This is a genomic window from Agrobacterium tumefaciens (genome assembly GCF_031801495.1).
Lineage (GTDB): Bacteria > Pseudomonadota > Alphaproteobacteria > Rhizobiales > Rhizobiaceae > Agrobacterium > Agrobacterium tumefaciens_K.
This window is the reverse complement of the sequence record NZ_JAOEGC010000002.1, coordinates 230,602-257,460: the sequence shown is the minus strand read 5'-3', so window position 1 is coordinate 257,460 and position 26,859 is coordinate 230,602. Positions and strand designations below refer to the sequence as shown.

Annotated in this window: 23 protein-coding genes and 1 pseudogene; 10 read left to right on the top strand and 14 right to left on the bottom strand. The window is 56.6% G+C overall.

Annotated elements, in window-relative coordinates:
* Positions 1–21: 21 nt before the first annotated feature.
* The 5 genes from N7578_RS10705 to N7578_RS10685 all read left to right on the top strand — a co-directional run bounded on the left by N7578_RS10705 (position 22) and on the right by N7578_RS10685 (position 7,037).
* Positions 22–1,818, top strand: coding sequence for a RecQ family ATP-dependent DNA helicase (locus N7578_RS10705; protein ID WP_311110325.1), 1,797 nt, complete (start codon positions 22–24; stop codon positions 1,816–1,818).
* 247 nt (positions 1,819–2,065) lie between these two features.
* Entirely contained in the window at positions 2,066–2,584 is a 519-nt protein-coding gene (locus N7578_RS10700) for a hypothetical protein (RefSeq protein ID WP_311110324.1), read from the top strand.
* Positions 2,584–3,258 (top strand): hypothetical protein, encoded by a 675-nt coding sequence (locus N7578_RS10695; RefSeq protein WP_311110323.1) that lies wholly within the window; start codon positions 2,584–2,586, stop codon positions 3,256–3,258. The genes N7578_RS10700 and N7578_RS10695 overlap by 1 nt, the downstream gene beginning before the upstream one ends.
* A 342-nt stretch (positions 3,259–3,600) precedes the next feature.
* On the top strand, positions 3,601–5,871 hold the full coding sequence (locus tag N7578_RS10690) for a hypothetical protein (protein WP_311110322.1): 2,271 nt from the start codon (positions 3,601–3,603) through the stop codon (positions 5,869–5,871).
* 2 nt (positions 5,872–5,873) lie between these two features.
* On the top strand, positions 5,874–7,037 hold the full coding sequence (locus N7578_RS10685) for a hypothetical protein (RefSeq protein WP_311110321.1): 1,164 nt from the start codon (positions 5,874–5,876) through the stop codon (positions 7,035–7,037).
* A gap of 309 nt (positions 7,038–7,346) precedes the next feature.
* Here the strand turns inward: N7578_RS10685 and N7578_RS10680 are convergent, their stop codons facing one another.
* From N7578_RS10680 to rsmI, 14 genes and pseudogenes are all read right to left on the bottom strand, one after another.
* Positions 7,347–8,831, bottom strand: a complete 1,485-nt coding sequence (locus N7578_RS10680) for a hypothetical protein (protein WP_311110320.1) — start codon at positions 8,829–8,831, stop codon at positions 7,347–7,349.
* Between the two features lie 2 nt (positions 8,832–8,833).
* Positions 8,834–9,328 carry a hypothetical protein gene (locus tag N7578_RS10675; protein WP_311110319.1) on the bottom strand — a complete coding sequence of 165 codons (495 nt, stop codon included), beginning with the start codon at positions 9,326–9,328 and terminating at the stop codon, positions 8,834–8,836.
* Positions 9,321–11,561, bottom strand: a complete 2,241-nt coding sequence (locus N7578_RS10670) for a hypothetical protein (protein WP_311110318.1) — start codon at positions 11,559–11,561, stop codon at positions 9,321–9,323. The genes N7578_RS10675 and N7578_RS10670 overlap by 8 nt, the downstream gene beginning before the upstream one ends.
* A gap of 4 nt (positions 11,562–11,565) precedes the next feature.
* On the bottom strand, positions 11,566–13,563 hold the full coding sequence (locus N7578_RS10665; protein ID WP_311110317.1) for a hypothetical protein: 1,998 nt from the start codon (positions 13,561–13,563) through the stop codon (positions 11,566–11,568).
* 751 nt (positions 13,564–14,314) lie between these two features.
* Positions 14,315–14,545: pseudogene (locus tag N7578_RS10660) on the bottom strand (magnesium chelatase domain-containing protein); the annotation flags it as partial.
* A gap of 301 nt (positions 14,546–14,846) precedes the next feature.
* A complete protein-coding gene (gene gshB / locus N7578_RS10655; RefSeq protein WP_311110316.1) occupies positions 14,847–15,806 on the bottom strand; it encodes a glutathione synthase in 960 nt (319 codons plus the stop codon).
* A 112-nt stretch (positions 15,807–15,918) separates the two neighbouring features.
* Positions 15,919–16,431, bottom strand: coding sequence for a cupin domain-containing protein (locus N7578_RS10650; protein ID WP_311110315.1), 513 nt, complete (start codon positions 16,429–16,431; stop codon positions 15,919–15,921).
* 107 nt (positions 16,432–16,538) lie between these two features.
* On the bottom strand, positions 16,539–17,639 hold the full coding sequence (locus tag N7578_RS10645; RefSeq protein ID WP_311110314.1) for a sn-glycerol-3-phosphate import ATP-binding protein UgpC: 1,101 nt from the start codon (positions 17,637–17,639) through the stop codon (positions 16,539–16,541).
* Positions 17,640–17,650: 11 nt separating this feature from the next.
* On the bottom strand, positions 17,651–18,493 hold the full coding sequence (locus N7578_RS10640) for an ABC transporter permease subunit (RefSeq protein WP_311110313.1): 843 nt from the start codon (positions 18,491–18,493) through the stop codon (positions 17,651–17,653).
* Positions 18,494–18,505: 12 nt separating this feature from the next.
* Positions 18,506–19,477, bottom strand: a complete 972-nt coding sequence (locus N7578_RS10635; RefSeq protein WP_311110312.1) for an ABC transporter permease subunit — start codon at positions 19,475–19,477, stop codon at positions 18,506–18,508.
* Positions 19,478–19,674: 197 nt separating this feature from the next.
* Complete coding sequence (locus N7578_RS10630; RefSeq protein ID WP_311110311.1) at positions 19,675–20,973, bottom strand: extracellular solute-binding protein; 1,299 nt, start codon at positions 20,971–20,973, stop codon at positions 19,675–19,677.
* Between the two features lie 144 nt (positions 20,974–21,117).
* Positions 21,118–21,678: a sugar O-acetyltransferase gene (locus tag N7578_RS10625; protein ID WP_311110310.1), complete on the bottom strand. Its 561-nt coding sequence runs from the start codon at positions 21,676–21,678 to the stop codon at positions 21,118–21,120.
* Positions 21,679–21,689: 11 nt separating this feature from the next.
* The gene (locus N7578_RS10620; RefSeq protein ID WP_311110309.1) at positions 21,690–22,058 is read right to left on the bottom strand and encodes a YraN family protein; all 369 of its coding nucleotides are present in this window, start codon (positions 22,056–22,058) and stop codon (positions 21,690–21,692) included.
* Positions 22,048–22,974, bottom strand: a complete 927-nt coding sequence (rsmI, locus tag N7578_RS10615; RefSeq protein ID WP_311110308.1) for a 16S rRNA (cytidine(1402)-2'-O)-methyltransferase — start codon at positions 22,972–22,974, stop codon at positions 22,048–22,050. The genes N7578_RS10620 and rsmI overlap by 11 nt, the downstream gene beginning before the upstream one ends.
* 257 nt (positions 22,975–23,231) lie before the next feature.
* Here rsmI and dnaN point away from each other — a divergent pair, with 257 nt between their 5' ends.
* The 5 genes from dnaN (at position 23,232) to N7578_RS10590 (ending at position 26,758) form a co-directional block, all read left to right on the top strand.
* Entirely contained in the window at positions 23,232–24,350 is a 1,119-nt protein-coding gene (gene dnaN / locus N7578_RS10610) for a DNA polymerase III subunit beta (protein WP_311110307.1), read from the top strand.
* A 194-nt stretch (positions 24,351–24,544) separates the two neighbouring features.
* Positions 24,545–25,138, top strand: coding sequence for a phospholipid N-methyltransferase PmtA (pmtA, locus tag N7578_RS10605; RefSeq protein WP_311110306.1), 594 nt, complete (start codon positions 24,545–24,547; stop codon positions 25,136–25,138).
* A 15-nt stretch (positions 25,139–25,153) separates the two neighbouring features.
* Positions 25,154–25,735, top strand: coding sequence for a histidine phosphatase family protein (locus N7578_RS10600; protein WP_311110305.1), 582 nt, complete (start codon positions 25,154–25,156; stop codon positions 25,733–25,735).
* Between the two features lie 4 nt (positions 25,736–25,739).
* Complete coding sequence (gene pyrF / locus N7578_RS10595) at positions 25,740–26,447, top strand: orotidine-5'-phosphate decarboxylase (protein WP_311110304.1); 708 nt, start codon at positions 25,740–25,742, stop codon at positions 26,445–26,447.
* A 23-nt stretch (positions 26,448–26,470) separates the two neighbouring features.
* Positions 26,471–26,758, top strand: a complete 288-nt coding sequence (locus N7578_RS10590) for a DUF1330 domain-containing protein (protein ID WP_311110303.1) — start codon at positions 26,471–26,473, stop codon at positions 26,756–26,758.
* The last annotated feature ends 101 nt before the right edge of the window (positions 26,759–26,859 follow it).

The following is a 26,859-nucleotide window of genomic DNA, read 5'->3' as shown; positions in this document are numbered from 1 at the left end:
AACGTAAGGCAGGCTGAGCGCATGTTCAACACGCCGCCGAACGACCATCAATTCCTAGAACTGATCTCATGCGAGTCTCATGGTTACACTTTCGCAGGCACTTTCTTTCAGAATGGCGGCTTTAGACAACCGGTTGAGTCGCGTTCATTGGCAAATTGGGAAGATACCCGCCGACTGGTGTTGGCACGGGACGGTTTCAAATGCGTATCTTGCTCGACGAAACTGAAGTCGCGCGACGCCGACGTGCATCACCTCCTTCCGAGATCCATGGGCGGATCCGACGAACTCTCGAACCTGGTGACGCTGTGCGACGGCTGCCACGCCGCCCACCATCCCAATCTGGCAGGAGGACTGGCAAAGCGCGCGATAGAGCGCTGGGCGATGCGGCTGGCCCGCTGGCTTGATCGGGATGCGCGTGGTCTCGAGGCCGGAATGAACTTCGGACCTGTCCTGCGCCTGTTTGGCGTCTCTCATTTCAGGAGTGGGCAGCTCCCGATCGTACTAGCCGCGCTCGCCGGGAAGTCTGTCCTTGTGGTCAGCCCGACTGGATCCGGAAAGTCACTCTGTTTCCAGATCCCTGCCCTCCTACGCAACGGCTGCACCCTGGTGGTAAGTCCGCTGAAGACGCTCATGGCGGACCAGGTCTCAGGACTTCTCCGCAAGAAGATCCCAGCGACCTTCGTCAACAGCGCTCTCAGTGCCGAGGAGAAGGAAATCCGCTACGACATGGTCGGTGTGAATGCTGTGAAGTTCCTGTATCTCGCGCCCGAACGCTTCTTCGTGAAAAGCCGGGACGAGCGGAAGGCGCTTGCGGGAAGCGAACCCGAATTCCTGGTCGTGGACGAAGCCCACTGCGTCGATGCGTGGGGCCGAGATTTCCGGCCGGAATACGGTCGCCTTGCGGAGGTTCGGGAGAAGCTCGGCTCCCCGCCCATCCTTGCTTTCACTGCTACGGCAGGTCAGGCGATGCAGCGGCGCATCCTGGCGTCGCTTGGGATAGAGGACGCCGAAGTCTTCGTTCGCGGTGTGGATCGACCGAACATCGCCATGGTCCGATGGCAGGCGGCACCGTCAGCGCGACATCACGAAATCGCGTCGCTATTGCGGCTCCCTGTGTTTGCCGGACGAAAGGTCATGGTATTCGTTCCGACCGCACGCATCGGCCAGGAACTGCAGACCGACCTCAAGAACAACGGGCTCGAGATCCCGTTCTATCATTCCAAGTTGGGGAGCGAATGGGAGCGTCAGGAGCTCCTCAAACGGTTCCAGGGCGAGAGTCGCCCGGTGGTAAACCATATCATCTGCACGAACGCGTTCGGCATGGGGCTCGACTTGCCAGATGTTCGGCTGGTGATCCATTGGCAGCAGCCCGCCTCCGTCGAGGACTATTTGCAGGAATTCGGACGCGCTGGCCGCGATGGCAAGCAGTCTGTCGCGGTGACGTTCACCGAGGGCGGACGTTCGGGACGGGATGTCGGCCTTCTCCGATTTATGGCCGAGAAAACCGCCAACGGCTCCGGTTTGGACGAAGCCACTGCTCGCGCCATGCTGAAGCAGCGGTACTCGCAGATCGAGGACCTGACCGATCTTCTGGCTTCAAGAGACTGCTTTCGCCAAGGGATTGCCGAATATTTCGAAGGCCCGAAGGTGAAACCTCGCCTAAGCCTCGGGATGAGGATCCTGAGTTGGGCGTTCAGTAGGGAGGCCGCGCCCAAGCGGTTCCGATACTGCTGCGACGCGTGTGCAGCCGTGGATCGGCAGCTAGAGAAGTTGCCGCAGCATGTGGCCTCGGTGTTTGCAAAACAGGCAGGTGGTTAGACTGGGCCGTAGACTCATATGCTCGGAGCCACATTCCTCGATGTCGAGCCCAGTCTGCAGAACCTATCCCGCCCTTTGCTCTAAAACCCACGCGATCCACCGGCGACCTACTGATCCACACCGGGTAAACGACAATCTTGAAGCGCCAGCTCCTGTGGAAACGATCGTTGAAGCCGCTTGAGGTTTTCGCCCGTCGAGATAGAAACGGTAACGATAATGCAACTCGCCACGGGCGGACGGTGTGACAATGGATGAAGACGAAGTGGAAGCCCTATACACTCATCTGGTTGCGATCCTGACATCGCGAAGAGATGTGGATGAGCTTCAGGGTCGCGACGACTATTTGACCCCGATATTGGCTGAAATTGAAGCTGGAAAGGCTGTTCCAATCAAGCTCAAGGTGCCTGGCGAGCGGGAAATCGTCGATCCTGTTGCTGGCCGTCGAACAGGAAGCTCGTCGAGTGCGGAATTCATTCAAAGGCAGGATTTCTCCGGCCGAGAGAAGATTGAGATTTTGCTTCGCGGCGTCGAGATGTCCGTCGTCGCCCCTGCCCGGATGGCGGCCGAGATCAACAAGTCATTGGAGGGGCTGGACGTCGATGAGTTCGATGGCGTTCTGCGGTTCGGCAATGATGTTGTAAGCACTCCGATACGAACGGTAACCCCTGCCGAGCTGGTCACGACCTCGATCGAAGCATCGACGTTGGAGTCGCTCATCAACGAGATCCGAACAGGGCTGGCCAAACCACGCGAGGCCACAATTTAATGCCACTACGTCCCAACTTATTGACCGAGATCGACGCCGCGCTTGCGGGTCTTCCTAAAGCCAATCTGAATAGCGCGTCAGCCGGATACGACCTCTATGAGGCCTACATCTGGGCCCTCGTCTTGAGAGCCGCACGGAATGAGGGCGCAACGATAAAGTTCCGAAACAGGCACGGTAATCGTCCGGCAAGCTTCTGGTTCAGAACGTCTCCCTCCAACATCTTCTCGCCAGCTCACGACTACTGCCACGCCGAGATCGACTTTCCCGGGCGGCCCACATTGGAAGCTCACGTTGGCATCTATGTCGCAGGTCGCTCCCAGATCGCGCATGAGTGCGATGTCGCCGTGCTCTACAAGAGCGAGGCCGACATTTGCCGCGCGTCGAACGTCGAACCTCGGAGCAGCAAGCTCGTGCTCGCCGTTGAGTGCAAGTATTACTTGAACTCCGGGATCGGGATCGGCTTAGGACGCTCGTTCCTTGGGCTGCTGAACGATGTCTACAAGGGAGACCGCTACTTCGTCGGAACTGCGGAATCCCCGAGCGTAAAAACTTTGTTCGCCGCCCATCGGAAGAACCACGAGCTGGGTCTCACTCCCCTGAATGCAAGGATCGAGGCACGGCTCATCGGCAAGTTCGAGACGACGTTCGATCATTTCAAGTCGTCGCGACCGTAGTTGTCGAGGGACACGTCCATTTCGCCGCTTTGCTCCGCAGACCAGCTCTTCTGGCCCCACATCGTTCGCCTGTCGGCCAAGCGTCCTGTCTGCAATGGCGACCGGGAGCATCGAGCGTGAAAATGCTGGATCTGCGTCCGCGCTCTACAACAGCCGTGTGCGTTCTTCCAGAATTTTCCGAGACCCGTCTGGATCGTGACGATGTCCTCGACTGCAGCCGAATAGCTGTGCATGGAGGCCTTTCACTCGCCGATTTACTTTAAAATCCAACACTTCCGGTTGCGGAGACTTGTCGCCACTATAGACTCGAATCACACGAATATGATTCTTTTGGCGACTTCAATGGATTTGACGATTAATTTCGCACCGATCACCTTGGAAGGTAATTGCAGCGTTCTTGTCGGGCGTCAGAACTACGACAAGGAACGCCTTGCTGAGCTGCGCGCCGACTTCAGGGATACTCATGTCTTCCGGCGCGACGGAGTTGAAAGCATCATCGACATTCCGATCGTGCCGGACGCAGTCCCGCTTGGACATGTCCAAGAAACGATTGATCTGAGACAGCACCAGATCTTCTGGCCGATGCTCTTGCAGGAATCGCTTATCCAGCTTCTGGGCAAGCGGCCTATCCTGTCGAACAATCCCTTGAAGTTCCTAGGTGCGCGCGTTCCGCTGATCCAACATGCCAATCTGCCGGACTGGCTCCAGCGGCTATCGGTCACCGAGATCCATACCCGGCATATCACCATCGACCGCAGGAGGATCCATGGCGTCGTATGCGATGTCCGAGCAAAGTCCTTCATCTCCGCGAGTTGCGACGTGCTCATCCACGCCGGGGTGCACATCGTCGGCCGATACGTCCAGGTCGAACTGCCTCCGATCGATGACCGGATCATGCCCAAGCGGAAGCTTGTCGGCCGGGTCCGCAGCATCGACGGCGAAGAGCTCCTTCTGGAGGATTGCGAGCCGGGTTACGAAAAAGTCGCTGCAAAACTGGCCTTCCTGGAACCGCGTAAGGAAAACTTCGAGGAATGTGTGCGCAAGGTTCTCGGGCGCGATGCCGAGCGCGTGCTTGAGCAATCCCAGCGGGCCTCGCAGCACCTCGCGTCCGGCCCGGGCAAGCTGGAGCACATCGACAGCATCGTGAAGTACCTGAGGGATAAGAAGCCCGCCGCAGTTCCCGGGGCCAATTTTGCCATCGATGCCCCACTGAATACCAAGGGACGTCTGTTCCCACCCGGGGAAATCATCGAGAAGCCTTTCCTGCTGTTCGATCCGAGCGGCAGCCGGAAGGACGACTGGGCGGAACGGGGTTTGAAGGATCATGGCCCGTACGACGAGCAGGTCTTCAGTCCAAAGAGTCTGAATATCGCGGTCGTGTGTCAGGCGCGCCTCGAAGGGCGCGTTGACGAGTTCGTGGCGAAATTCCTGCATGGAATGCCGAAGGTTCTTCAGCAGGGAAGGAACTTCGCGCGCTATGGAGACGGCTTCATCAAGCGCTTCCGCCTGAACAAGCCTACCGTTCACTATTTCCTCGCCGACGGCACGTCGGACGAAGCCTACGCGGTCGCCAGTCGCCAGGCGCTGGACAAGGCTCGCGACGGAGGCTTCGAGTGGGATCTTGCGATCGTCCAGATCGAAGAGGAATTCAAGTCGCTCGCCGATGGTTCGAACCCCTACTACACCACCAAGTCCATCTTCCTCAGACGTGACGTGCCCGTTCAGAGCGTTCGTCTGGAGACGATGTCCTTCCCGGACAATGATCTCGTATTTCCGATGAACCATCTGAGCCTGGCGACATATGCAAAGCTCGGGGGCACGCCATGGCTGCTTGCTTCCAGTCAGACGGTCGCCCACGAGCTTGTCATCGGCTTGGGGTCGAGCACCAGTTCTGAAAGCAGACTTGGCCCCCATATGAGGCATGTCGGCATAACCACGGTGTTTTCCAGCGATGGCAGCTATCTGCTCAGCGACCGGACCGCCGCGGTCCCCTATGACCGCTATCCCGAGGAACTGCGCAAGACCTTGAAGCGGACGATCGAAGCCGTCCGGACCGAAGACAACTGGCGGAGCACTGACAAGGTCAGACTCGTTTTTCACTCGTTCAAACCCTTCAAGGACTCGGAGGTGGAGGCGATCGACGCTCTGACGGGCGAACTGGGGCTGGGCGATGTCACGGCGGCATATCTGCATATTGCCCCGGACCATCCACTTCTGGTGTTCGATCACGCTCAGAAGGGCATCACGGCGAGAGGCGGGAAGAAGGGTGTCCTCGGCCCTGCGCGACAGCTTCATATCCGTCTCAGTGACTCCGAGTCCCTGGTTGTGTTCGCGGGAGCATCCGAACTGAAGCAGGTGACTGACGGGATGCCGCGGCCTGCCCTCGTTAAGCTCCATCCAAGGTCGACGTTCAAGGACATGACCTATCTCTCCCGCCAGGCGTTTGCATTCTCCGCCCACTCCTGGCGAATGCTCTCACCAGAGCCATTCCCCATAACAATTCGCTATTCCGATCTCATCGCCGAGCGGCTTGCAGGTCTGGCTTCGGTGAAAGGCTGGGATCCGGATGCCGTGACCTTCGGAGCGATCGGTCATAAGCCTTGGTTCCTCTAACAATGATCGATCTCCGCACGATACGTCAGGAACTTGTACGCGCCGTCTCCGCCACCGACGCGGCGGTACATGTGCGGGCATTCAGCGCGTGGATTCTCGGTGACGTTGACCGCCTGTCACAGGAGGTTTCGCGCGCGCTTGCTGCCTCGGAAAACAAGATGCTTCCCGAGCAAGTGGCTGCCCTTGGCTACGGCATGGCCTGCAATCTCCTCACCGAGGCCCAGAATCGCCTCCTCATCAACGAGATCCAACACTTCTCCGGGCGGAAATTCTTCAGCGCAGGCAGGCCGCTGCGTGTCGAAATCGATGGGATCGCATTGCTGGGCATTGCGCTCGTGGTCAGGGTGTTTCCCGATCGGACCTGGCTGAGCGACCTGCTGTCACGCTCGGCTAAGGAGGTTGGCGACAACGCCTGGACGCTGGGACTCGTCTCGGCGGCAAGGTATCTCATTGGAACCGGACAGGCGCCGCAGGACCCGGCCGATCTTGCATTCGCACTGGCGCTTCGTGGAATCGGAAGCGCAAACGATGGTTTGGCGACGAGAGCCTGGCGGATTGCGTCACAGCTTCCGTCAAGTCCCAACCTCGGCCTCGACAGCCTCTCGGTTCGTCTCTCAGCGTTTGACGGCATCGTTGCAAGAAGCTCTCATGTACGGATTGCCGGCCCCGGGTTCGATGATCTGCTGCTGGCTCTTCGTGGCGTTCCTCGGGCAATGAAACACTGGGCATTCGAAACAAAGCCGCGGACTCCTCGATCAGAGATCGCCGTCTGGCACGTCGAGAACGAGTACCATGTACAGGCGCTTCTTTGGACGATTCTCGCACCGATCTTTCCGGACCTCGAAGACGAGGAGAACCTCCCTTCGGTCGGGCATAAGCGGCCCAGGGTAGATCTAGCGGTTCCTTCGATCAGGACTCTGATCGAAGTGAAGTACATGCGTGGAGGCGCGCAATCCGATTTTGCGAAAGTCATCGATGAAGTCGCCACCGACGCCTCTCTCTATCTCAGCACCACGAAGGCATTCGACAAGATCGTTGCGTTCGTGTGGGACGACTCGGCTCATTCAGAACAGCACCACGAACTGCAGTCCGGCCTCGCGAGAATAAAGGGAGTCGAGGCCGCCGTGGTGGTGTCGCGACCAGGCCGAATGGGCAGGCGAAGCTGACGATGGCCCTTCCTTGGCTCTAGCCGACGGCGAATCGGTCCACGGTAGGCACGCTCTGCTTGATGCCGGTCACCCAGCCAATACCGACATACAGTCGCAAGGCACGTCACTGTAGCGTTGCTCGCGTTGGGTCTCTCTAGCTTGGTTCCACGCACGGGAGATCGAATCTGACGCAGGATCTCGCAACCACCGCTAGGTTCTTTCGATCCGGGATTCTTAAAACCTTCCGATACGCGATGCGGTTGCATTGTCAGGGCAACGGAGGCTAGACAGCGATTACCAGGCGCACGACATCCGGGCTTTTCCGCGCTAACCGTTCTCTAAAGTTTTGACGGCGTTGAAAAGATTCGGTTCCGCTCGGGGTGGGATCGACATTCGATCCACCCACTGGCGGAGCTCCCTTGCGACGTCCTTCCCGTTGGTGCCTTCCAGAGCATCTGAAAGGCCTCTCATGACGGCCGCATCGTCTGAATCACGAACGAGGACGGGCTCCCCCGCCCAGGCATACTCATTGGACGCGATGTTGTTGAGGTAGCTATTGATCGCCTCGTCACTCATATGACCCAGGTACTTGCGGGCAATCGCAATGATAACATTAGGCTGCCAAGCTCTACCGTTGGCACCCCTATCTCTGAGATACAAATCTCGCACGACGCTTTCGCAAAACGTTGCTCGAAGACGGTGCCCGCTTCCCGCGATTTTGCAATCCCTGAATATCAGCGCGATCTTGTTGCTGATCGCATCGGCAGTGAGGAATGCGGAGCCAGTTATTTTGTTTGACAGGAACACGTTGTCTGGTGGGTCGTAGGAATATTTCTGCCTTTTTTGCTCGATGAAGCGCCGGCGTTCGTTGAGGATGTAATCCACCAACTCGATCGCGATCTTGATGGGAATGGGCGCAAGGCGTTGTATTGAGCCTTTTTCAATGACCGGCACGAATAGGTATGTTCGCCCCTCTCGTAGCATCTTGTTTAAGCATTCAACAATTTCGAATTGAGAACCATTAAGACGCTGGCCCTTTCTAAGGGCCGAGGCCAGACCGGCTTTCATGAAAGCGGTTTCCATAGCCATGGCGCCGAAAAAGCCACTCAGGGTGAGCGACTCACACCCTCCAGCCCGCAATCCACCGAACCTGAAGAGGGAAGCGATGAGGAAATACGTGTGGACATGAAAGGGGCGATGGGCATTGGCGGTGGCTTTGATTATCTCCGTCGCCTCTTCCGGAGTAGGCGTCGGTCTGAGATGGCGAAGCCTGGGATTCTCCGAACGTGGATAAGCGAAGGTCGGCTGATCTGCGTCTTGCCCCACCTGCTCATGATACCGAACTCTGCCCAGAGCCTTCCTACGAACGTCGCCGAGTGTTTCTCCCGGCTCGCCATCCAAACGCACATCACATTCGTGCTTTAGGAACTTGTAGAACGATAGAATAGTGTCCGCCTTGGCAGCGGTAGTTTCATCGAAATTTGCTTGCGGGTCGATGCCAGGAAATCGAACCACATTGCCGTATCGTGTTCCTCCTGAGATGATGAAGTCTCTCAGGTCGTCAACATCGGCTTCTCGATAGTCCATCCGTTTCAGATAGAGGAAGTCCCACCACTGACACAGCGACCGCGCGTCTGCTTCGACTGTGCGCCAGGATTTACCTTGGTTGAAACGCCTATCGAACAGAAAGGCATTCACCGGAAGTATCAAGCCTTCGCGAGGATTATAGCAGATAGCTTGCTTGCTGACGGAAGAAGAGCCTTTGGATATAGATCCAAGAAACTCTACCTTAGTTTCCACAAACGCATTCATTCTCAGAATAGATCCCACTCTCGGCGAAGGTACTTGCTGTCGGGTATTTTTCTCTTTATCTCTTTTCGAAATTCTGTTGCCACAAGTTGCAGTCTTGATATTTGAGACATCAGTTCAGTATTCAACTGCTTCAGATCTTTGTTCGCCTTTTTGATAAGCTCGGGATCGCCGGAATCTTTGAAATTCTTTAGTTTATCCTTCAAAGAGTCGAACTGTACCATCAAATCTACGAGCGTCTTTTGTAGAGGGTCGTCTTTTTTGGGGGATGTTTTCCAAGGGTCTGAAAACTTGAAAATGCCACGGGCAGGATCGTCCCAATTGCGGAGTTCTTCCCTTGTCGAAGGCCAGAAATCATCTGTCTTCCGTCGAAGGCGCTTCCAGGTGGCAAGAATCTCCTGCATTCGAGCGATCTTGGCTGCCAAGGTTTGTTCAACGAAGGGCCCCTTCTCGTCATGCGGCAGGCGTTTCGCTCGAGCTGATGGCGGATCTTCAGGCATCGTATTTTCCTGTGTGAGTGACTATGAGTCGCTGCCGTTCCCGCAATAGTTCCTGCTGGCTGGCGCTGGCAAATTCCATCGCCGCGTCCACTTCACCTAGAGCATCGTCCCAATAGTTCTGGAACTCCGGGAGTCGAGCTTGCTGCGGACACAGCAAGCAACCGATGTCATCCGCATAATCGAATGCTGGTCCAGTCGCCGCCTGGGGTAAGACTCCTGTAAGGCGCTGCTTCAGCAAAAGGCAATTCGCATTGCAAACATCCTGCAGGTTTCCCTCCAAACCGCATAGACCGTGACCTTCTGGGTGAGCCTTCAGACGGACTGAAGTCGCGAGGGCGTTGAGAGCTGCTTCAAAACCCTCCGACCCTCCCTCTGCCTGGGAAAGCTGTAGCGATGAGTTGAACTGGTTCTGCAACTCCTTGATCTGCACGGTGATCAGCTTCCCCATAGATCCGGCCATCGTCTCTCCAGATGCAACCCTACGCAAAATATCTCTCACGAATGCCAAGCTACTGCTTTCAATGGTAGCAAGGCGATCAATCGCCGCCTTCGCCGCTGGGCTCTTTCGTGAACTTTCGGCATTGCTCTCGTCCCATATCCGCAGCATGTCTTTCGCCTTGGTTGTGATGTAGCCCATCGTCGTCTCCGGATTGAAGTGACGGTACTGGAGACTCAAGGCGATGAGAGACGGGAATGAATACCTCCAGAAATATGTGACGCCGAAGAATTTGCGAAGTTGGTGCGGGGCGAACGCCCAGAAGCCCTCGCCGTCTACCTCTGGCACGCGAGCCCAAGCACTGAACTTCTTTAATCCAGTGGCGAGATCGAAGCTGTAATTGCGACCAGAAAAACCACATTGGAAATCGAAAAGAAAATCTCCTGGTGGCGAAGGGCGGATCGCTCTCAGTTTCCTTAGGAGGTCGACCGCAGCCTTGACAGAGCGTGGAACCGGGACCCTGTCCACCTGTCCCCTCCCCTTTTCGATCAGGGTCTTAAGCCATACATTGCCGCTTTTATCAGTGTCGATACACTTCAGCTTCAATGACATCACTTCTTCTGCCCGGCGCGCGGAAAAGGCGGCTATGATGATCGCACATGCGGCTGGAAGGATCTCGTATGTCAGCGTCCTAAGATCGATGCCTTCATCTTCTCGGCTGCGGCGGGGTTCCTTAAATGCTAGCTTGAGATCCGGAAAACCAAGAGCCTGAAGCTTACTGGATACGCTATTCGCGGCAATAAGGGCTTGCGGAGCTCCACGCTCAGACAATCCGGCGTTGGCAATTTCGATGATGTCTGAAGCGCACTCATCTAAGACTAGAGTGAGCGCTGCATTGATGAGCCAGCTAGTTTGATATGCAGGAGGATCATCGGTGACTTCGCTTCGCCTCGTCCATCCCTTTATCGCAGCAGAAACCTCCTTTTTATTATGATAGATTTTGCAGCCTATGGGATCGTGATTTAGCTTTTCCCTGAAATACCAAAGGTGATGCCAAACAGCTACCTTCTTGTAAACGGTGTTCTCGTTAGGATTCTCGTTTCCCTCAGCCGGCGGCATTTGTAGGCCGCGGCGCCCATGCCTTGTACGCAACAATCCAACGTCGTTGAAGTAGGCGTCCAGAACGCTGCGGGCCTCCGGGGTTATCGAGTTACCGTGTGAAACTCCCATCAAGCGGGCAAGACGGGGGCCATCAACACGACCATTTTCGTCGAGTGGGACCTGAAGTGCATCCTGCCGAAAAGCCTGAACCAGTCGGCTGGCCTGCGGCTCCATCTGCAAAAGACCTTCACTTCCCCCTTCCTTCAACGAGTCCACGTACTCTGCATGCCATTCCTTTGTCAGATCGGCATTGAACATTATACCGCGGGCCAGTCGCCAGCGGGTGAACTGCACCAAGTGTTGGTACTCGCGTTCAGCGGAGGCAGCCACTCGGGTCCAACCTAGTGGTTTCGGCTCTTGCACATAGAACACAAATCTTTTGGCTGTAATCAGATCGTGCTCTAGCACGGGGTCCGTGAGGAGCAACTGGTCAGGCCAGCCCGATAAGGGAACATCGAAGTCGATCTCTACTTCCGTGAAGCGTTTCGTCTCGGGATCTTCGGTTTCGATAATCCATTTGTTGTCCAGGAACGAGCCGCTTTTGAGCCAGCGCCGGTGTGGAAGAACTGAGATCGCTTCATAATGCCGTTGACCAGCATGAAGGCCGTTGTGACGGAGGGTGGCTAGCCTGGACATCAAATCACCAAAGACATGGTACCGTCGCCTTGCCTTCTAAGAGTTTCGCATCGATCTCTCTGCATATTCGCTCAAAAGCGCTCCAGAACCTGCTCTCCTGAATCTTGAGGATGTAACCGTCGACAATAGCTGTCCAGGGAAGCCACACTCGTATGAAGCGGGAGGGGTTTGTCGACAGCATGCGCTCTGCACGCCGTTCCAGTCCCAGCTTCGCCAAGTAGAGCTCAGCCATGGATTTATCGGAGATACGCAGCACCCTCGTGTTCTTGTCGATGAGCGGCAGTTCCTCAGTGTCCTTCTCTTCGGACGAAGACGACCGCGGCGACTTGCGGTCGACCTGCGCAAACTGCAGGCCAGACTCCAATCCGAGTAGCTTTCGCCGATGCAGCTCCTGCTCGCTGATCCCCAGGACTTGCGCTGCATGAGGGATTCCGTAAAGTGCAATCGCTTCCCATTTATCCCCAAATTTCCTGATCATTTCCTCTAGGACTGCCTTGGCTCCGTTCTTGTCGAGATAGAAGAACGGCATGAACCCGTCGGAGTGATTTCCTAACTCCTGGTTCATCGCCAGCCCGAAATCGTCCATTTCGGCACTTCGGTTTAGTGCGGTCCGCCGGATGACCATCCTGGTTATACGCAATCCTCCAATCAGGGCGTTGTTCGCGTGACGCTGTAGGAATGCGGGCCACCATTCAGAGTCTATCGATCCCAGGCGTGATCTTATCGTAGGCTCTAAGGGGCGCTGGAATATCCATAGACGATCGCTATCAGTGTTCCTGATCTGTGGGCTGGAACGCAGCATGCTCGTCATCTCCAGCCATTGCTCGATAACTCGCTTTGCGGAGATTTGCTCGCCAACTTTTTTCGGCAGCCAGCCTCCTTCATCCACGAGAGGAGTGTCGACTTGATTCTGTTTGCTGTTCGGGGGACCATTTTTCCTGTTTTTGGTGCTCGTCGCTGTGACGATCTCAAATCGCCCGCGCCTCTCCCTTCCTGAGATAGCGTTGATCTTAAGGTCCTTGCATGGCTGACTGTTGAACGCCGAATCGACGATCACGATATGGAACGCTGCATTCAATGCCACGGCAGTCGCCTGGATATGGCCTTGGATCCACAGTGGATCCCCGACGCTCTTCATCAGGGTCGCCAACTTCCGAGTCTTTACCACCAGCCCTCGGTGTAGTGTGGCCGAAACTAGCTTAAACACGAGGCCTTCGTACTGATCGTCGTCAATGCGGAGTCTACTCCGGAACCACTCTCTGACCTCTCCCTTGGTTTGATTGTACTCGTTTAATAGGGAGATGATCGCTGCTTCATCCGGAAGCCGAGGATCTTCCTGAAGTCTTTTGCCTCGAAGGAAGCGTTCGTACTCAATACTAAACTCCTCACAGAGGCATCGCCGGAGCTCCATCAACATATCGGCATTATGCTTGACGAACGCTTCCGCTGCTTGAAGGCGCCCCAGATGGGTCGTGGAGAATGTCCCTGCTTCTCGAGCGAGAGTTGCCAGAGTCGGCGTCCGCGCCTCCTTGTCTTCGGGAAGACCAGCACTGAATGTAAACTTTGGAGCGAAGCCAACTCTGGAAAAAGCACCCAGAACAGATTTTATAGTATCTATTTCTGAATTTATCGAACTTGGACTGCTTATTGCTCCAAACGAAGTGTCATTTCTGTCGCACAACGCGTCAAAGGTATTTGACAAACACTGTTCTAAGTCTTTCGTCTCTGGAATTTTTCCTCGGAATAAACTGTAGCAACGGTATATCCTTCCTTCAGCACTTTGTGGATTTACTATTCCTTTTTCTCCGACGACGAAAAAAAACCTAACCGTACGCTTGAAGTAAGCGTAACTGGTCGCCGGGGAATACTCCGAGGACCCATAGATAGTGCGCCACACCCTCGCGAAACTCGTACAAAAATCCGATCCGTAGAGCAGAAGAAGGGGCGTGAGGTGGTACCGGGTCGGGTGACCTTGAATCTGAAAGACGAACGTCTCGCTCACGTTGATCTCTGAATCCTTTCACACTGGAGGCAAATCCATCAGCGGACGCACGGAGGCGAATCCATGAGTCCTTCCTAACAATATTTAATCAAGGATTGAGTCCTTGAAATCTCACTGTCTTGAATCAACATTAGAAAAAATCGAATCCTTGGATGTATAGAAACGAATCCTTCCACGTATTAAATCAAACAACGACAACCTCACATTCAACACGTTCATCATCATTACGACAAATCGCATCGGTAAGCGCCTTAACAATACCTCCGAATCGCCCTGATGCGATCACATAATTACAGATATACGTGAAAAGACAATGATATTTCTATATCCAGGTTTTGAAGGTCGCCACGCGCTATCTCTCTGGAGGTAGAGGTAGCGACCCAGTGCCGTCTTTGCGGATGGCGCAGAAGGATCTTCCGCGTTGTGCTAGTCGGGCGTCGGGTGCGGGTGGGGAGATTGCGCACATTCCTAGGCGTGAAACCCGTCTTGAGGCTCCAACTTTTACGTTTGCTGGGCCGACAGCAGAGGCAACTTTATTGTCCTCGTTAGGCAGCCGAAGGCCCGGCCCCCCGAGTTGCCTCAGATGCCCGAAATGCCTGCCAGGTTTCTGGAAAGAGCATCAGCTTTCACAGGAGTCTTTCGGCAGTTACTCCGTATGTCTCATTATTTTGTATGGAGACGAATATCCGTGGATAGCCCTACGTCGCAGGCGCTTCGCCTCCATACAAAAAAACTAATGTGGCTTTGGCACCCCTTCCTTCGGCAGATCGGCCGGTGCAAGATTGACGGTGACTTTCTTGGCGGGGAGCGCCAGACCCGAAGCATGCAGTGCTGCCTGTACGCGCTCCCGGCTTTCGGCCACGGCCTTGTCCGGCAAGCCGACGATGTTGATGCCAACCCGACCCGGCGCGACCATGACCTGCACTTCGACGGACACTCCGTCTATGCCCTGAAACGAAACCGTACCAACCCTTGCAACCATGGTCCGCCCCCGCAAACCAGCCGCATTATCGGTGCCTCATGCCCCGCCTGGCAGCCAACCCGAAGACAGCCTGCCACAGCGCGCAGAATAAAACAAGAACATGAAGTGAACAATTTCCCGCATGCGATGCACTCCGGTTGCGTGCGGTTGTACGAGCGGAACAGATTTTTATTACGCGATCTTCGGGGACGCCACATCTCGAAGCGCGCTAAGACCTTTCAAAATCGCCTTGCACGCTTCATTTTCTTGTTTTCGCATATGTCGCTGTCGCGATCCGCTATGCGATCGTGCTCAGAAGACTTCAGAAATCCTGCTTTTCGCGCTTTTTCTCGATCGCATCCCACAGAAGGCTTGCGACATCGGCTCCGCCGAACTTTCTGACTTCCCGGATACCCGTGGGCGATGTGACGTTGATCTCGGTCATGTAGTCGCCGATGACATCGATACCGACGAACAGGAAGCCGCGCTCACGCAACGCCGGGCCGATCCGCTCACAAATCTCTTTTTCACGCGACGTCAGTTCGGTCGGTTCCGGGCGGCCACCGGCGTGCATGTTGGAGCGGGCGTCGTTTTCGGCAGGCACGCGATTGATCGCTCCGACAGGCTCGCCATCCACCAGCAGAATGCGTTTGTCGCCCTTGCGCACGTCCGGGAGGTACTGCTGGGCGATATAGGGCTCGCGGAACATCTGGCCGAACATTTCCAGAAGCGAGGAGAAGTTGCGGTCGTCACGCGCCGAATGGAACACGCCAGCGCCACCATTGCCGTAAAGCGGCTTGAGGATGATATCACCCATCTCCTGACGGAAGCGGGCAATCTCAGCGCCATCCTTGGTAATCAGAGTGGCGGGCATCAGGTCGGCGAACTCGGTGACGAAGATCTTTTCCGGGGAATTGCGAACCCAGGCCGGGTCGTTGACCACCAGCGTCCTGGGGTGAATACGCTCGAGAAGATGCGTCGAGGTGATGTAGGCCATGTCGAATGGCGGATCCTGTCGCAGGTGGATGACGTCCATGGTAGACAGATCCACCCGCTCAGGGTCAGACAGCGAAAAATGGTCGCCCTTGATATCGCGCAGTTCCATCTGCTCGACGGTGGCATAGATCTTGCCATCGCGCATGGAGAGACGATCGGGCGTATAATGAAACAGGCGGTATCCGCGCGCCTGGGCCTCAAGGCTCATCGCGAAAGTGGAATCACCGGCAATGTTGATGCCGGATACATGATCCATCTGGATCGCGACGTTCTTGATCTTCGCCATGCAAAAGTCCCTATTCGAAAGCCCGAAAGATTTAGGGCAGCAGCCCTTTAAAGGCAACTGCTGCCCAGCGGCCGTTCTGTGAGTTTTATTGAACTTTCACACGAGCGAAGGCTCAGGCCGCCAGCTTGTAGGAGCTGCGGGAAAACAGCTTGTTCTTGACGCGGTAAGCGAGCGCCAGAGCTGTCGGAAAAGGGCGACGCATGAACGCGACCTTGCGGACATAGTTGTCCACCCTCCATGTCGCCCACGTTCCGGCGCGGAAATAAGCCACGTCCCCCACACGCAGAATGCTGACCGTACCGTCCTCGGCGGTGACATGCACCTCGCCCTCAAGGATATAGACCGTTTCGTCCCATCCAAAAAACCAGCGGAACTCTCCCGCCGTGCAATCCCACATAGCCGTGCTGGACGCGCGGTCCCCGCTTCTGGAATGGTCTGCCGCGCGCGCCTGCGGATTGCCGGCGATGACCCATTCAGGATTGATGGGTGCGGGCTGCAGCCGCAGATCGGTGCAGGAGGCGCTGACAACAGCCTCGTCTTTCCCTCGCCGCAGATAAGCAGGCAATATCGGCACCGTACGAATTGCCATCGTCGCGGCAGCGGCAAACATCATCTTTAAGGACATACCAGAAAACCCCCGTAAAATATTGGAGGTGTTCTATCAGCGGGACTGTAACAAAGCGGTTTTGGCAATCGGCGCAATTTTAACAATCACGCCGATTTTCCTGTTTCTCAAGCCGTCTGCAGCTGCGACTGCTGAGAGATTGCCTGCTCATGCATCCGGCTGATGCGCTTGCCTGTCTCGGTCGAGAAGAAGTGCAGCTTTTCCGGCGCGATGGAAAGGGACAGCGTGGCAGGAACGTCGATATCCGGCGGGAAAACCACCGTGAGTGCCTGGTCGCCAATCACGCCATGTACCAGCCGCTGCGAACCCAGTTCCTCGATGTAGTCGACCCTGAGTGACAGCCCCTGCTCGCCGGCGGCGGCAACACGCAGGTCTTCGGCGCGCATGCCGACCGTGACCGGACCCGAAGCCGGGGCGAAGCCGTTGAGCGAAAGAAGCGAAGGCCCGAGCGCGAGGCAATCGCCATGCAATTCGCCTTTCAGCAGGTTCATGGCAGGCGAGCCGATGAAGCTTGCGACAAAGGTGGAAGCAGGCGTGTGATAAACCTCAAGCGGAGAACCGATCTGCTCGATGTGACCGGCATTAAGGACCACCAGCCGGTCGGCAAGCGTCATGGCTTCGAGCTGGTCGTGCGTGACATAGATCGACGTGGTGCCGAGACGTTTCTGCAGGCGCTTGATCTCGCCGCGCATGGAAACACGCAGCTTGGCGTCGAGATTCGACAGGGGTTCGTCGAACAGGAAGGCCGCAGGCTTGCGCACGATGGCGCGGCCCATGGCGACGCGCTGTCGCTGGCCGCCCGAAAGAGCGCGGGGTTTGCGCTCGAGGTAGGGCTCGAGTTGCAGCATCCGGGCGGCTTCCGCCACGCGGACATCGATCTCGGCTCTCGGGGTCTTGCGGTTTTTCAGACCATATTCCAGATTCTGGCGCACCGACATGTGCGGATAGAGCGCGTAGTTCTGAAACACCATCGCGATGTCGCGGTCTGCGGGGTCGACCTTGTTGACGGCGCGATCGCCGATTTTCACTGTGCCCTCGGAGATATCCTCAAGCCCGGCGACCATGCGCAGCAGCGTGGACTTGCCGCAGCCGGACGGGCCAACGAGAACGATGAACTCGCCATCTGCGATATCGATGTCGACATGGTGGACGGCACGAACACCGCCCGCATAGTCCTTGCAGACCTGACTGATTTCAATGGAAGCCATTGCAGTTTCCTTTATTTATCGCTTTCGGTGAGGCCCTTGATGAACCAGCTCTGGAAGATGACGACGATCAGCACGGGCGGCAGCATGGCCAGAACGGCGAGCGCGAAAGCTTCGTTGTAATCAGGAATTTGCGAACCGACCCAGACCTGAAGGATCGACTTGATGCCGCGCATGATGGTGAAGAAGCCTTCATCCGTGGTCATCAGCATGGGCCAGAGATACTGGTTCCAGCCATAGACGAACATGATGATGAAGATGGCGGCCATCATGGTGCGCGAGAGCGGAAGCAGAATATCGATGAAGAACTTCACCGGTCCGGCACCATCGATGCGGGCGGCTTCCAGAAGTTCGTCCGGCACGGACTTGAAGAACTGGCGGAAATAGAAGGTACCGGTTGCCGAGGCCAGCAAAGGTACGATCAGGCCGGTGTAGGAGTTCAGCAGTCCGAGTTTGCTCATGACCTCATAAGACGGCATGATGCGCACCTCGAGCGGCAAAAGCAGCGTGGTGAAGATGATCCAGAAGGCGAAGGTCGCGAAACGGAAGCGGAAGTAGACGATGGCGTAGGCCGCCAGCATCGACAGCACGATCTTGCCGACGGCAAAGCCGATGCCGAGTATCAGCGAATTGATGACCATATTGAGGCCGGTGACCTGACCGGTAAAGCCGCCCTTCTGGGTCAGCACCTTTTCATAGGTGCCGACGAAATTATCACCGAGCAGAAGCGCCAGACCGTTCATGTGGATTTCTGCCGCCGTGTGTGTCGACGTCATGAACGATACGATGACCGGCATCATCAGAAACAGCGAGCCGATGATGAGGATCAGATGGTCGAGGGGTTTGGTCTTATACATGTCTGATATCCCTCAACCGTAATGGATGCGTTTTTCGAGGAAGCGGAATTGCAGCACGGTGAGCAAGAAAACCACGACCATGAGAATGACCGACTGCGCCGATGAGCCGCCGATATCGTTCCCGCGGAAACCATCCAGAAACACCTTGTAGACAAGCGTGATAGGGTTGTTTGCCGCCTTGTCCTTCACCATGACGTCGATGACGGCGAATGTATCGAACAGCGCATAGGTGATGTTGATGATGAGAAGGAAGAAGGCGGTGGGCGCCAGAAGCGGCATGATGACCGTCCAGAAACGGCGAAAACCGGAGCGGCAATCGATGAAGGCGGCTTCGCGCACCGATACCGGCACGCTTTGCAGGCCCGACAGGAAGAAGATGAAATTGTAAGGGATCTGCTTCCAGACGGAGACGAAGATCATGGCAAAGGCGGTGTCGAAATAATTGATGCCGACCTGCATGTGCCAGCCAAGATACGACGCGATCTTCACAAAGGGGCCGATGTGCTGATCGAAAAACATCATGCCGATGAGACCAGCGACCGGCGGGGCGATGGCATAAACAGAAATCAGCATTGTCTTGTAGGCGGAACTGCCGCGAATGACCGCATCTGCCTTGACGGCCAGAAGCAGGCCAAGCGCCAGTGAAAAGATGGTGACGAGAACGGTGAAGATGACCGTGAATTTGGCGATGTTGAGATATTCGTTACTGAAAAGTGCGTCGGAATAATTAGCCATGCCGACAAAGGTGGAGCCGAAGCCGAACGGATCTTCGATATAGAACGAAGACTGAACCGCCTGCACCGAGGGCCAGTAGAAAAACACGAAAATGACGAGGAGCTGCGGCGCGATGAGCAGATAAGGCAGCGCCGAGGGCGAAAACTGCACTCTCTTGGCTGGCTCCGATATGGCGGCGGGCTTTTTCGCCTTGGCTGCGATGTCGGAAGTGGGGCCGACGAGACCCGGCTGTGACGAGGTGTAGGCCACGCGCGCAAACCTTTGGGTTGGGGACTTTTCTTCGTGATGAAGTGGTCCGTGGATTGAGGCAGGACGTTCCACCCTTTTCGGCGTCATCCTCGGGCTTGACCCGAGGATGACGGAGGCGTGAGTGGCATGACTTGCATACGGCCTGCGGACCTCCCCTCATCAAGAGAGAAGGTCCGTTTGGTTTCAGAGCTTAGATGTCAGCCAGCAGTCTTGGCAAAGCGGGCGAGAAGCTCGTTGCCTTCCTTTTCGATGATCTCGAACGCTTCCTTCGGCTGAACTTCGCCAGAGAAGATGCGACCATATTCACGTTCCATGATGGCGCGGATCTGGGGGTAGAAGCCGAGGCGGTAACCCTTGGACCACTCACCGCCCGGAAGCGACAGCTGCTGAATGCCGACTTCGGCAACAGGCTGCTTCTCGTAGAAGCCTTCCTTCTTGGCCAGCTCGTAAGCGGCCTTGGTGATGGCGACGTAGCCGGTTGCCTGATGGTAGAACTTCTGGATTTCCGGCGATGTCAGGAACTGGAAGAAGCTGGCAACGCACTTGTTTTCAGCTTCGGACTTGCCCGACATTGCAAAGAGTGCAGCGCCACCGATGAAGGAGTTGGTGCCAGCGCCCTTGATGGAGCCCCAGTATGGCAGGAAAGTTGCCGAGAACGGCATCTGTGCCGTCTTCTGCAGGCCGCCGAAGGAGCCGGAAGAACCGATCCACAGCGCAACCTTGTTTTCTTCGAACGGCTTCTGGTTATCGTTCCAGCCAGCGCCATAATAAGCGAAGTAACCCTGATCCTTCCAGGCCTTCAACTTGTCGAACATCATGACGAGGTTCGGGTCGGTGACCTTGAGCTTGGTGTCGACAACGCTATCGTAGCCGTTGTTGTTGGTGGCGAATTGGAGGTTGTTGCGCGAGAAGAAGTTCTCGGTGAACTCCCAGGTCAGCTGCGTCTGAACCAGAGGAATGAAGCCGGCTTCCTTGAGCTTCGGAGCGACAGCTTCGAATTCTTCCCAGGTCTTGGGCGCTTCAACGCCGGCCTTTTTGAGGGCTTCGGTGTTGAGATACATGATCGGTGCGGAAGAGTTGAACGGCATGCCGACAAACTTGCCATCAGCGGCTGCGTAGAAGTGGCGAACGCCCGGGATGAAGGCTTCGCGATCAAACTTGTAGCCGGCCTTGGTGATGATGTCTTCGGCAGGAATGACAGCACCCTTGGCATTGATGATGGTGGCAGCGCCAGCATCGAAAACCTGGAGAATATTCGGCTGCTCACCAGAACGGAATGCAGCGATGCCGCTTGCCAATGCTTCTTCGTAAGAACCCTTGGAAACAGGCGTCAGGGCGCACTCTTTCTGAGCTTCATTGAACTTCTGGGAGACTTCGTTGATGACTTCGCCGTTGCGACCGCCCATGCCGTGCCACCAGGTGATGTTGGTAGCCGCCATGGAAGACGTTGCGGAGACACTGACGGCCATCACGGCCATGGAAAACTTCTTGATCATCTTTTCGATCCTCTACCGCCCGTGGTTGGGTGAGGATGCGAATAGGCCCGTTCCGTGACGGCACTTTTACAGTTTTATGGCAGATTTGTTACACACCACCATGGTGTGATGTATTCGGGCGCGAGACGCTTGAAAAGCGGCCCGTCAATCTGTTTTCGGGCGAAGTGCACGGGCAGGATTGCCAACTACGGTTGCACTCGGCGCCACATCCCTCGTCACGACCGATCCCGCGCCAACGATTGCACCATCGCCAATGTCGATACCGGCGAGAACAATCGCACCGCCGCCGATCCAGACGTTTTTACCGATGGTGACAGGCCTGGCGATCTCGATACCACGCGCGCGCAACGACGTGTCCTTGTGATGCTCGGCGCAATAAATCTGCACCCCAGGTCCCAGCATGGAACCATCACCAATCCTCACGGGTGCTGAATCGAGAATGTTACACCCCGCATTCAGATAGACGTTTTCGCCGAGAGAGATATTGAAGCCGTAACTGCAATGGAACGGCGCTTCGAGGAAGGCGCTCGGCGCAACGAAGGCGAACAAGGATCGGAGCAGCGGCGCCATCGACGCACGCTCATCCGGTGGCATGATATTGTGCTGATGAACGGCACGACGGGCCGCATTGCGCAGGGCGTCCAGCTCATCATCCAGGCATGTATACCATTCGCCGAGCGCCATTTTTTCCCGTTCACTCAGCATGCCCTATCCCCTCAGAATGCATCGACGAAATGCCGCGGCATGCGCCGCGGTATGACGGCAACAATATCGAACCGCAGCGACAGATTGGCGGAATCCTTGCGCCTGGACATCCAGAGATCGGCAGCGGCGCGGATCCGTTGCTGCGAATGCCAGCCAACCGCGTCCACGGCGCCGCTGGCAGTGCTTCGCGCCTTGACCTCGACGATAGCCACGACATCCTTCTTGCGGACGATCAGATCGATTTCGCCCAGTCTGGTGCGATACCGGATGGCGAGAATGCGATACCCCTTGAGCATGAGATAAAGAGCCGCCCAGTATTCGGCAGCATGGCCACGCCGCTCGGCCCGCCGTCTTTTTCTCTCAAGCGGCTCACGTTCCATCGGCATCCTTCATATCAAGGAGCCGCTGGTAGAGTTCCTTGCGTGGCAGCCCGGTCAGTTTTGCCGCCTCTGCTGCCGCCTTTGCGGCAGGCATGGTCGACACCAGATCCTTCAGCAGCTTTTCGACATCCTCGATATCGGGGATTTCATCGTAAGACGGCGGCTCTATGAGCAGCACGATCTCACCTTTCACGGAGCGGCCTTCATCGTAATAGTCGGCAAGCTCTCCCAGCGTGCCGCGGCGGAATTCCTCAAAAGTCTTTGTCAGTTCGCGGCATACCACAGCGCGACGCTCTCTCCCGAGCACCTCCGACGCAACCCTGACCGAGGCGGCAATGCGATGTGGAGATTCAAAAAAGATGAGGGTCGCAGGGATTTTCGCCAGCTCCGAAAAGCGGTCGCGTTTGCCGCGATCCTTTACCGGCAGGAAGCCCGCGAACAGAAAGGCGTCGCTTGGCATGCCTGATCCGACCAGAGCGGCCAGAGGTGCGGAAGCGCCCGGTATCGGCACGACGCGATGGCCTGCCTCCAGCGCCAGTTGTCCGAGACGATAACCGGGATCGGAGACAAGAGGCGTTCCCGCGTCGGATACGAGCGCCACGGATTTACCGGCCTCCAGCGCCGAGATGAGTTTCGGCCCGGCCTCCTGCGCATTATGCTCATGATAGGCAAGCGGGCGGGTACGGATGCCGTAACGCTCCAGAAGAATGCGGGTGACACGGGTGTCCTCGCAGGCCAGAACATCGGCAGATGCAAGTGTTTCCAGTGCGCGCAGCGTGATATCGCCAAGATTGCCGATGGGCGTAGCGACCAGATAAAGCGCCGGCTCGAGCGGGCGTGCGGGAATGGCCGCACTACCAATCCTGAACCCTTTGGTCGCTTCCTTACCATCGTTATGGGATACTTCTTCAGTCACACGCTCTTCCGATCCTTGGTATTTTCAATCCTTTATGGAGGGTGAAAAACCTGCGAACAAGGCCCGCAATGTGCCATAGCCTGTGGATCAAGCTGTATAGCACCGAAATGAAACGCCGAGGACACACTCGCCTCTTGCATTTCCGGCAATAACTCTGCCATTTTGCCGGTCCACATTATCCGGCTTCCCGGCCGGACATGACTATTCTTGCCGATCCGGCGGCGGCCGGGTCGCAACGGTTGAAAGCGGTAGTGTCCATGCGTATTACTCTTGAGCGGTCCAACCTTCTGAAATCGCTGAACCACGTCCACCGGGTCGTCGAGCGTCGCAATACGATTCCGATCCTGTCCAACGTGCTTCTGCGCGCCTCCGGCGCCAATCTTGACATGAAGGCGACGGACCTCGATCTGGAAATTACCGAAGCGACACCGGCCATGGTTGAGCAGGCAGGCGCGACGACCGTTCCAGCTCACCTGCTCTATGAAATCGTCCGCAAGTTGCCGGATGGTTCCGAAGTTCTTCTGGCGACCAACCCGGACGGCTCGACCATGACGGTCGCCTCCGGCCGCTCGAAATTCTCCCTGCAGTGCCTGCCGGAAGCCGACTTCCCGGACCTGACCGCCGGCACCTTCAGCCATACCTTCAAACTGAAGGCGAGCGATCTGAAAATGCTGATCGACCGCACGCAGTTTGCGATTTCCACCGAAGAAACCCGTTATTACCTCAACGGCATTTTCTTCCACACGATCGAAAGCGGCGGCGACCTGAAGCTGCGCGCCGTGGCCACGGATGGCCATCGTCTGGCGCGCGCTGATGTGAATGCGCCTTCTGGTTCGGAAGGCATGCCGGGCATCATCATTCCGCGCAAGACCGTCGGCGAATTGCAGAAGCTGGTCGATAATCCGGAACTCGAAGTCACCGTCGAAGTGTCAGATGCGAAAATCCGCCTTACCATCGGCTCGATCGTGATGACCTCAAAACTGATCGACGGCACATTCCCCGACTATCAGCGCGTCATTCCAACCAACAACGACAAGGAAATGCGCGTCGATTGCCAGACCTTTGCCCGCGCGGTGGATCGCGTATCGACGATTTCGTCGGAGCGCGGCCGCGCCGTCAAACTGGCGTTGACGGACGGCCAGTTGACGCTGACCGTCAACAACCCGGATTCGGGCAGCGCGACGGAAGAAGTCGCGGTCGGATACGAGCACGATTCGATGGAAATCGGTTTCAACGCCAAATATCTGCTGGACATCACGTCCCAGTTGTCCGGCGACGATGCGATCTTCCTTCTGGCGGATGCCGGCTCTCCGACGCTCGTTCGCGACACGGCGGGCGATGACGCGCTCTACGTTCTGATGCCGATGCGCGTATAAAACAGCCACTTTCAGACAAAATCCATAAAGCGTCGGAGAGCCCCTCTCCGACGCTTTTTTATTCTGAGCAGAGTTCCCGGCAGGTTTGCAATCCTGTTTTTCTAATTACGACATTTTGCCTTGTTTTTGCGGCAAATGGATTCAACATTGCGGTAACAGTTTTTTGACAATGACCAAATCAATCTGAGGGGACCATGGCTCTAAACCTGAAACAGCGCTTCGAAAGAAAATTCGAGGAGGAGATTCGCTTCTTCAAGGGAATGGTCAACCAGCCCAAAAAGGTGGGGGCAATCGTTCCTACTTCGTCGATCACCGCAAAAAAAATGGCAAGCGTCATCAATCCGCATTCGGGGCTACCTGTACTGGAACTGGGACCGGGGACGGGCGTCATCACCAAGGCCATTCTGGCCAGAGGCATCCGGCCTGAAAGTCTGACGGCCATCGAATATTCCACCGACTTCTATCAGCAGCTTCTGAAGAGCTACCCCGGCGTGAACTTCGTCAACGGCGACGCCTTCGACCTGGATGCGACACTCGGCTCCGGCAAGGACCAGATGTTCGACTGTGTGATCTCCGCCGTGCCGATGCTCAATTTTCCGATGGCGGCCCGCATCAAGCTTCTGGACGAACTTCTCAATCGCATTCCACGCGGCCGTCCAGTGGTGCAGATTTCCTACGGCCCGGTGTCTCCCATCGTGGCGCAGCCGCATCTTTATCACATCCGTCATTTCGATTTCATCGTCCGCAATATTCCGCCAGCGCAATTGTGGACCTACACACGCACCTGACATATCGTCGGGCGCATGTTCGCGCTCTACATTACCCACCCACAGGTAAAGATCGATCCGAATGTCCCCGTTCCCGAATGGGGACTTTCAGACCTTGGTGCAGAACGCGCCATAAAGGCAAGCCGTCTGGCATGGGCGCGGCAGCTTCGCCGCATCGTCTCCAGCGAAGAAAAGAAAGCGATCGAGACTGCCCGGATCCTTGCAGACGCCTGCGGCGCTTCGGTCGAAACGGTTGCCGGCATGCACGAGAATGACCGCTCCGCTACCGGCTTCCTGCCGCCGCCGAAGTTCGAAAACGCTGCAGACTGGTTTTTCACCCATCCCACTGAAAGCTTTCATGGATGGGAGCGTGCCATGGACGCACAGAACCGCATCGTTTCCGCCGTCGAGGCGTTACTGGAAGATCACGCGCCGGACCAATCCATTGTATTCGTGGGCCACGGCGGCGTGGGAACGCTTCTCAAATGCCATCTCGCACGGCAGCCAATCAGCCGCCGTCAGGACCAGCCCGGCGGCGGTGGCAATCTTTTCTGTTTTTCCCTTGCGGACAGGCGCATCACATGCGACTGGACGGCAATGGAAACATGGCAGGGATAAGACTATGACCGCACGCGAACGCTTGATCGTCGGGCTCGACGTTCCGACTGTAAAAGAGGCAGAAAACATCGTCTCGAAGATCGGTGACGACGTTCTTTTCTACAAGATCGGTTACCAGCTGGTATTCGCAGGCGGATTGGAATTTGCCCGTGAGCTTGCTCAGAGCGGCAAGAAAATCTTCCTCGACATGAAATTGCTCGACATCGACAACACCGTTGCCTCCGGCGTGGAGAACATCGCCAAAATGGGCATGTCCATGCTGACGCTGCACGCCTATCCCAAAGCGATGCGCGCCGCCGTGAAAGCTGCGGAAGGCTCCGGCCTTTGCCTGCTTGGCGTGACGGTTCTGACTTCGATGGACGATGCAGACCTGACCGAGGCCGGATATCAGGGCGACGCCCGCTCGCTGGTGCTTCGCCGTGCGGAGCAGGCACGCGAGGCCGGAATGGGCGGTATCGTATGCTCGGCAGAAGAATCGACCGCCGTTCGTGAAATCCTTGGGCCCGACCTTGCCGTGGTCACACCCGGCATCCGACCTGCTGGCGCCGATGCAGGCGATCAGAAGCGCGTGGTCACGCCCTATGACGCCATCAAGGCAGGTTCCAGCCATCTGGTCGTCGCACGTCCCATCGTCAGGGCCGAGGATCCTAAGGCAGCGGCACGCGCCATTCTGGACGACATGCTGCGCGCCAGCTTCCCGGCAAACAGCTAAATCACCAAGCGGAGGAGACAATCATGGCCAAGGGATACTGGATCGCCCGCGTGGATGTGCGCGACGCCGATCGCTACAAGCACTACGTTTCAACGGCCAAGCCCGCTTTCGAGCGCTTTGGCGCCAATTTTCTCGCACGCGGCGGCGAAGCGACGGAACTTGAAGGAAAAGCCCGGGCGCGGAATGTCGTAATCGAATTCCCATCCGTGCAGCATGCCATCGATTGCTACAACTCTCCGGAATATCAGGCCGCGGCCAAGATCCGTCAGGAAATCGCCGACGCCGAATTCGTGGTTGTCGAAGGTATCTGACGACTGTCAAAATGCACACCCCAGGACAGCACGAAGCCTGCGACAAGATGTCTTCACGAGCGCGCAGCTTTGGGCTAAGAGACAAAAAACGCTTTACCGAC

Bases quoted from the DNA above. Each gene is read 5' to 3' on its own strand.
- N7578_RS10620 (WP_311110309.1), bottom strand. From the start codon at position 22,058: ATGGAACGTGAGCCGCTTGAGAGAAAAAGACGGCGGGCCGAGCGGCGT.
- gshB (WP_311110316.1), bottom strand. From the start codon at position 15,806: ATGGCGAAGATCAAGAACGTCGCGATCCAGATGGATCATGTATCCGGC.
- N7578_RS10675 (WP_311110319.1), bottom strand. From the start codon at position 9,328: ATGCCTGAAGATCCGCCATCAGCTCGAGCGAAACGCCTGCCGCATGAC.
- N7578_RS10680 (WP_311110320.1), bottom strand. From the start codon at position 8,831: ATGAATGCGTTTGTGGAAACTAAGGTAGAGTTTCTTGGATCTATATCC.
- dnaN (WP_311110307.1), top strand. From the start codon at position 23,232: ATGCGTATTACTCTTGAGCGGTCCAACCTTCTGAAATCGCTGAACCAC.
- N7578_RS10600 (WP_311110305.1), top strand. From the start codon at position 25,154: ATGTTCGCGCTCTACATTACCCACCCACAGGTAAAGATCGATCCGAAT.
- N7578_RS10705 (WP_311110325.1), top strand. From the start codon at position 22: ATGTTCAACACGCCGCCGAACGACCATCAATTCCTAGAACTGATCTCA.
- N7578_RS10695 (WP_311110323.1), top strand. From the start codon at position 2,584: ATGCCACTACGTCCCAACTTATTGACCGAGATCGACGCCGCGCTTGCG.
- N7578_RS10690 (WP_311110322.1), top strand. From the start codon at position 3,601: ATGGATTTGACGATTAATTTCGCACCGATCACCTTGGAAGGTAATTGC.
- N7578_RS10590 (WP_311110303.1), top strand. From the start codon at position 26,471: ATGGCCAAGGGATACTGGATCGCCCGCGTGGATGTGCGCGACGCCGAT.
- pyrF (WP_311110304.1), top strand. From the start codon at position 25,740: ATGACCGCACGCGAACGCTTGATCGTCGGGCTCGACGTTCCGACTGTA.
- N7578_RS10645 (WP_311110314.1), bottom strand. From the start codon at position 17,639: ATGGCTTCCATTGAAATCAGTCAGGTCTGCAAGGACTATGCGGGCGGT.
- N7578_RS10670 (WP_311110318.1), bottom strand. From the start codon at position 11,561: ATGTCCAGGCTAGCCACCCTCCGTCACAACGGCCTTCATGCTGGTCAA.
- N7578_RS10700 (WP_311110324.1), top strand. From the start codon at position 2,066: ATGGATGAAGACGAAGTGGAAGCCCTATACACTCATCTGGTTGCGATC.
- N7578_RS10650 (WP_311110315.1), bottom strand. From the start codon at position 16,431: ATGTCCTTAAAGATGATGTTTGCCGCTGCCGCGACGATGGCAATTCGT.
- pmtA (WP_311110306.1), top strand. From the start codon at position 24,545: ATGGCTCTAAACCTGAAACAGCGCTTCGAAAGAAAATTCGAGGAGGAG.
- N7578_RS10625 (WP_311110310.1), bottom strand. From the start codon at position 21,678: ATGCTGAGTGAACGGGAAAAAATGGCGCTCGGCGAATGGTATACATGC.
- N7578_RS10630 (WP_311110311.1), bottom strand. From the start codon at position 20,973: ATGATCAAGAAGTTTTCCATGGCCGTGATGGCCGTCAGTGTCTCCGCA.
- N7578_RS10685 (WP_311110321.1), top strand. From the start codon at position 5,874: ATGATCGATCTCCGCACGATACGTCAGGAACTTGTACGCGCCGTCTCC.
- N7578_RS10640 (WP_311110313.1), bottom strand. From the start codon at position 18,493: ATGTATAAGACCAAACCCCTCGACCATCTGATCCTCATCATCGGCTCG.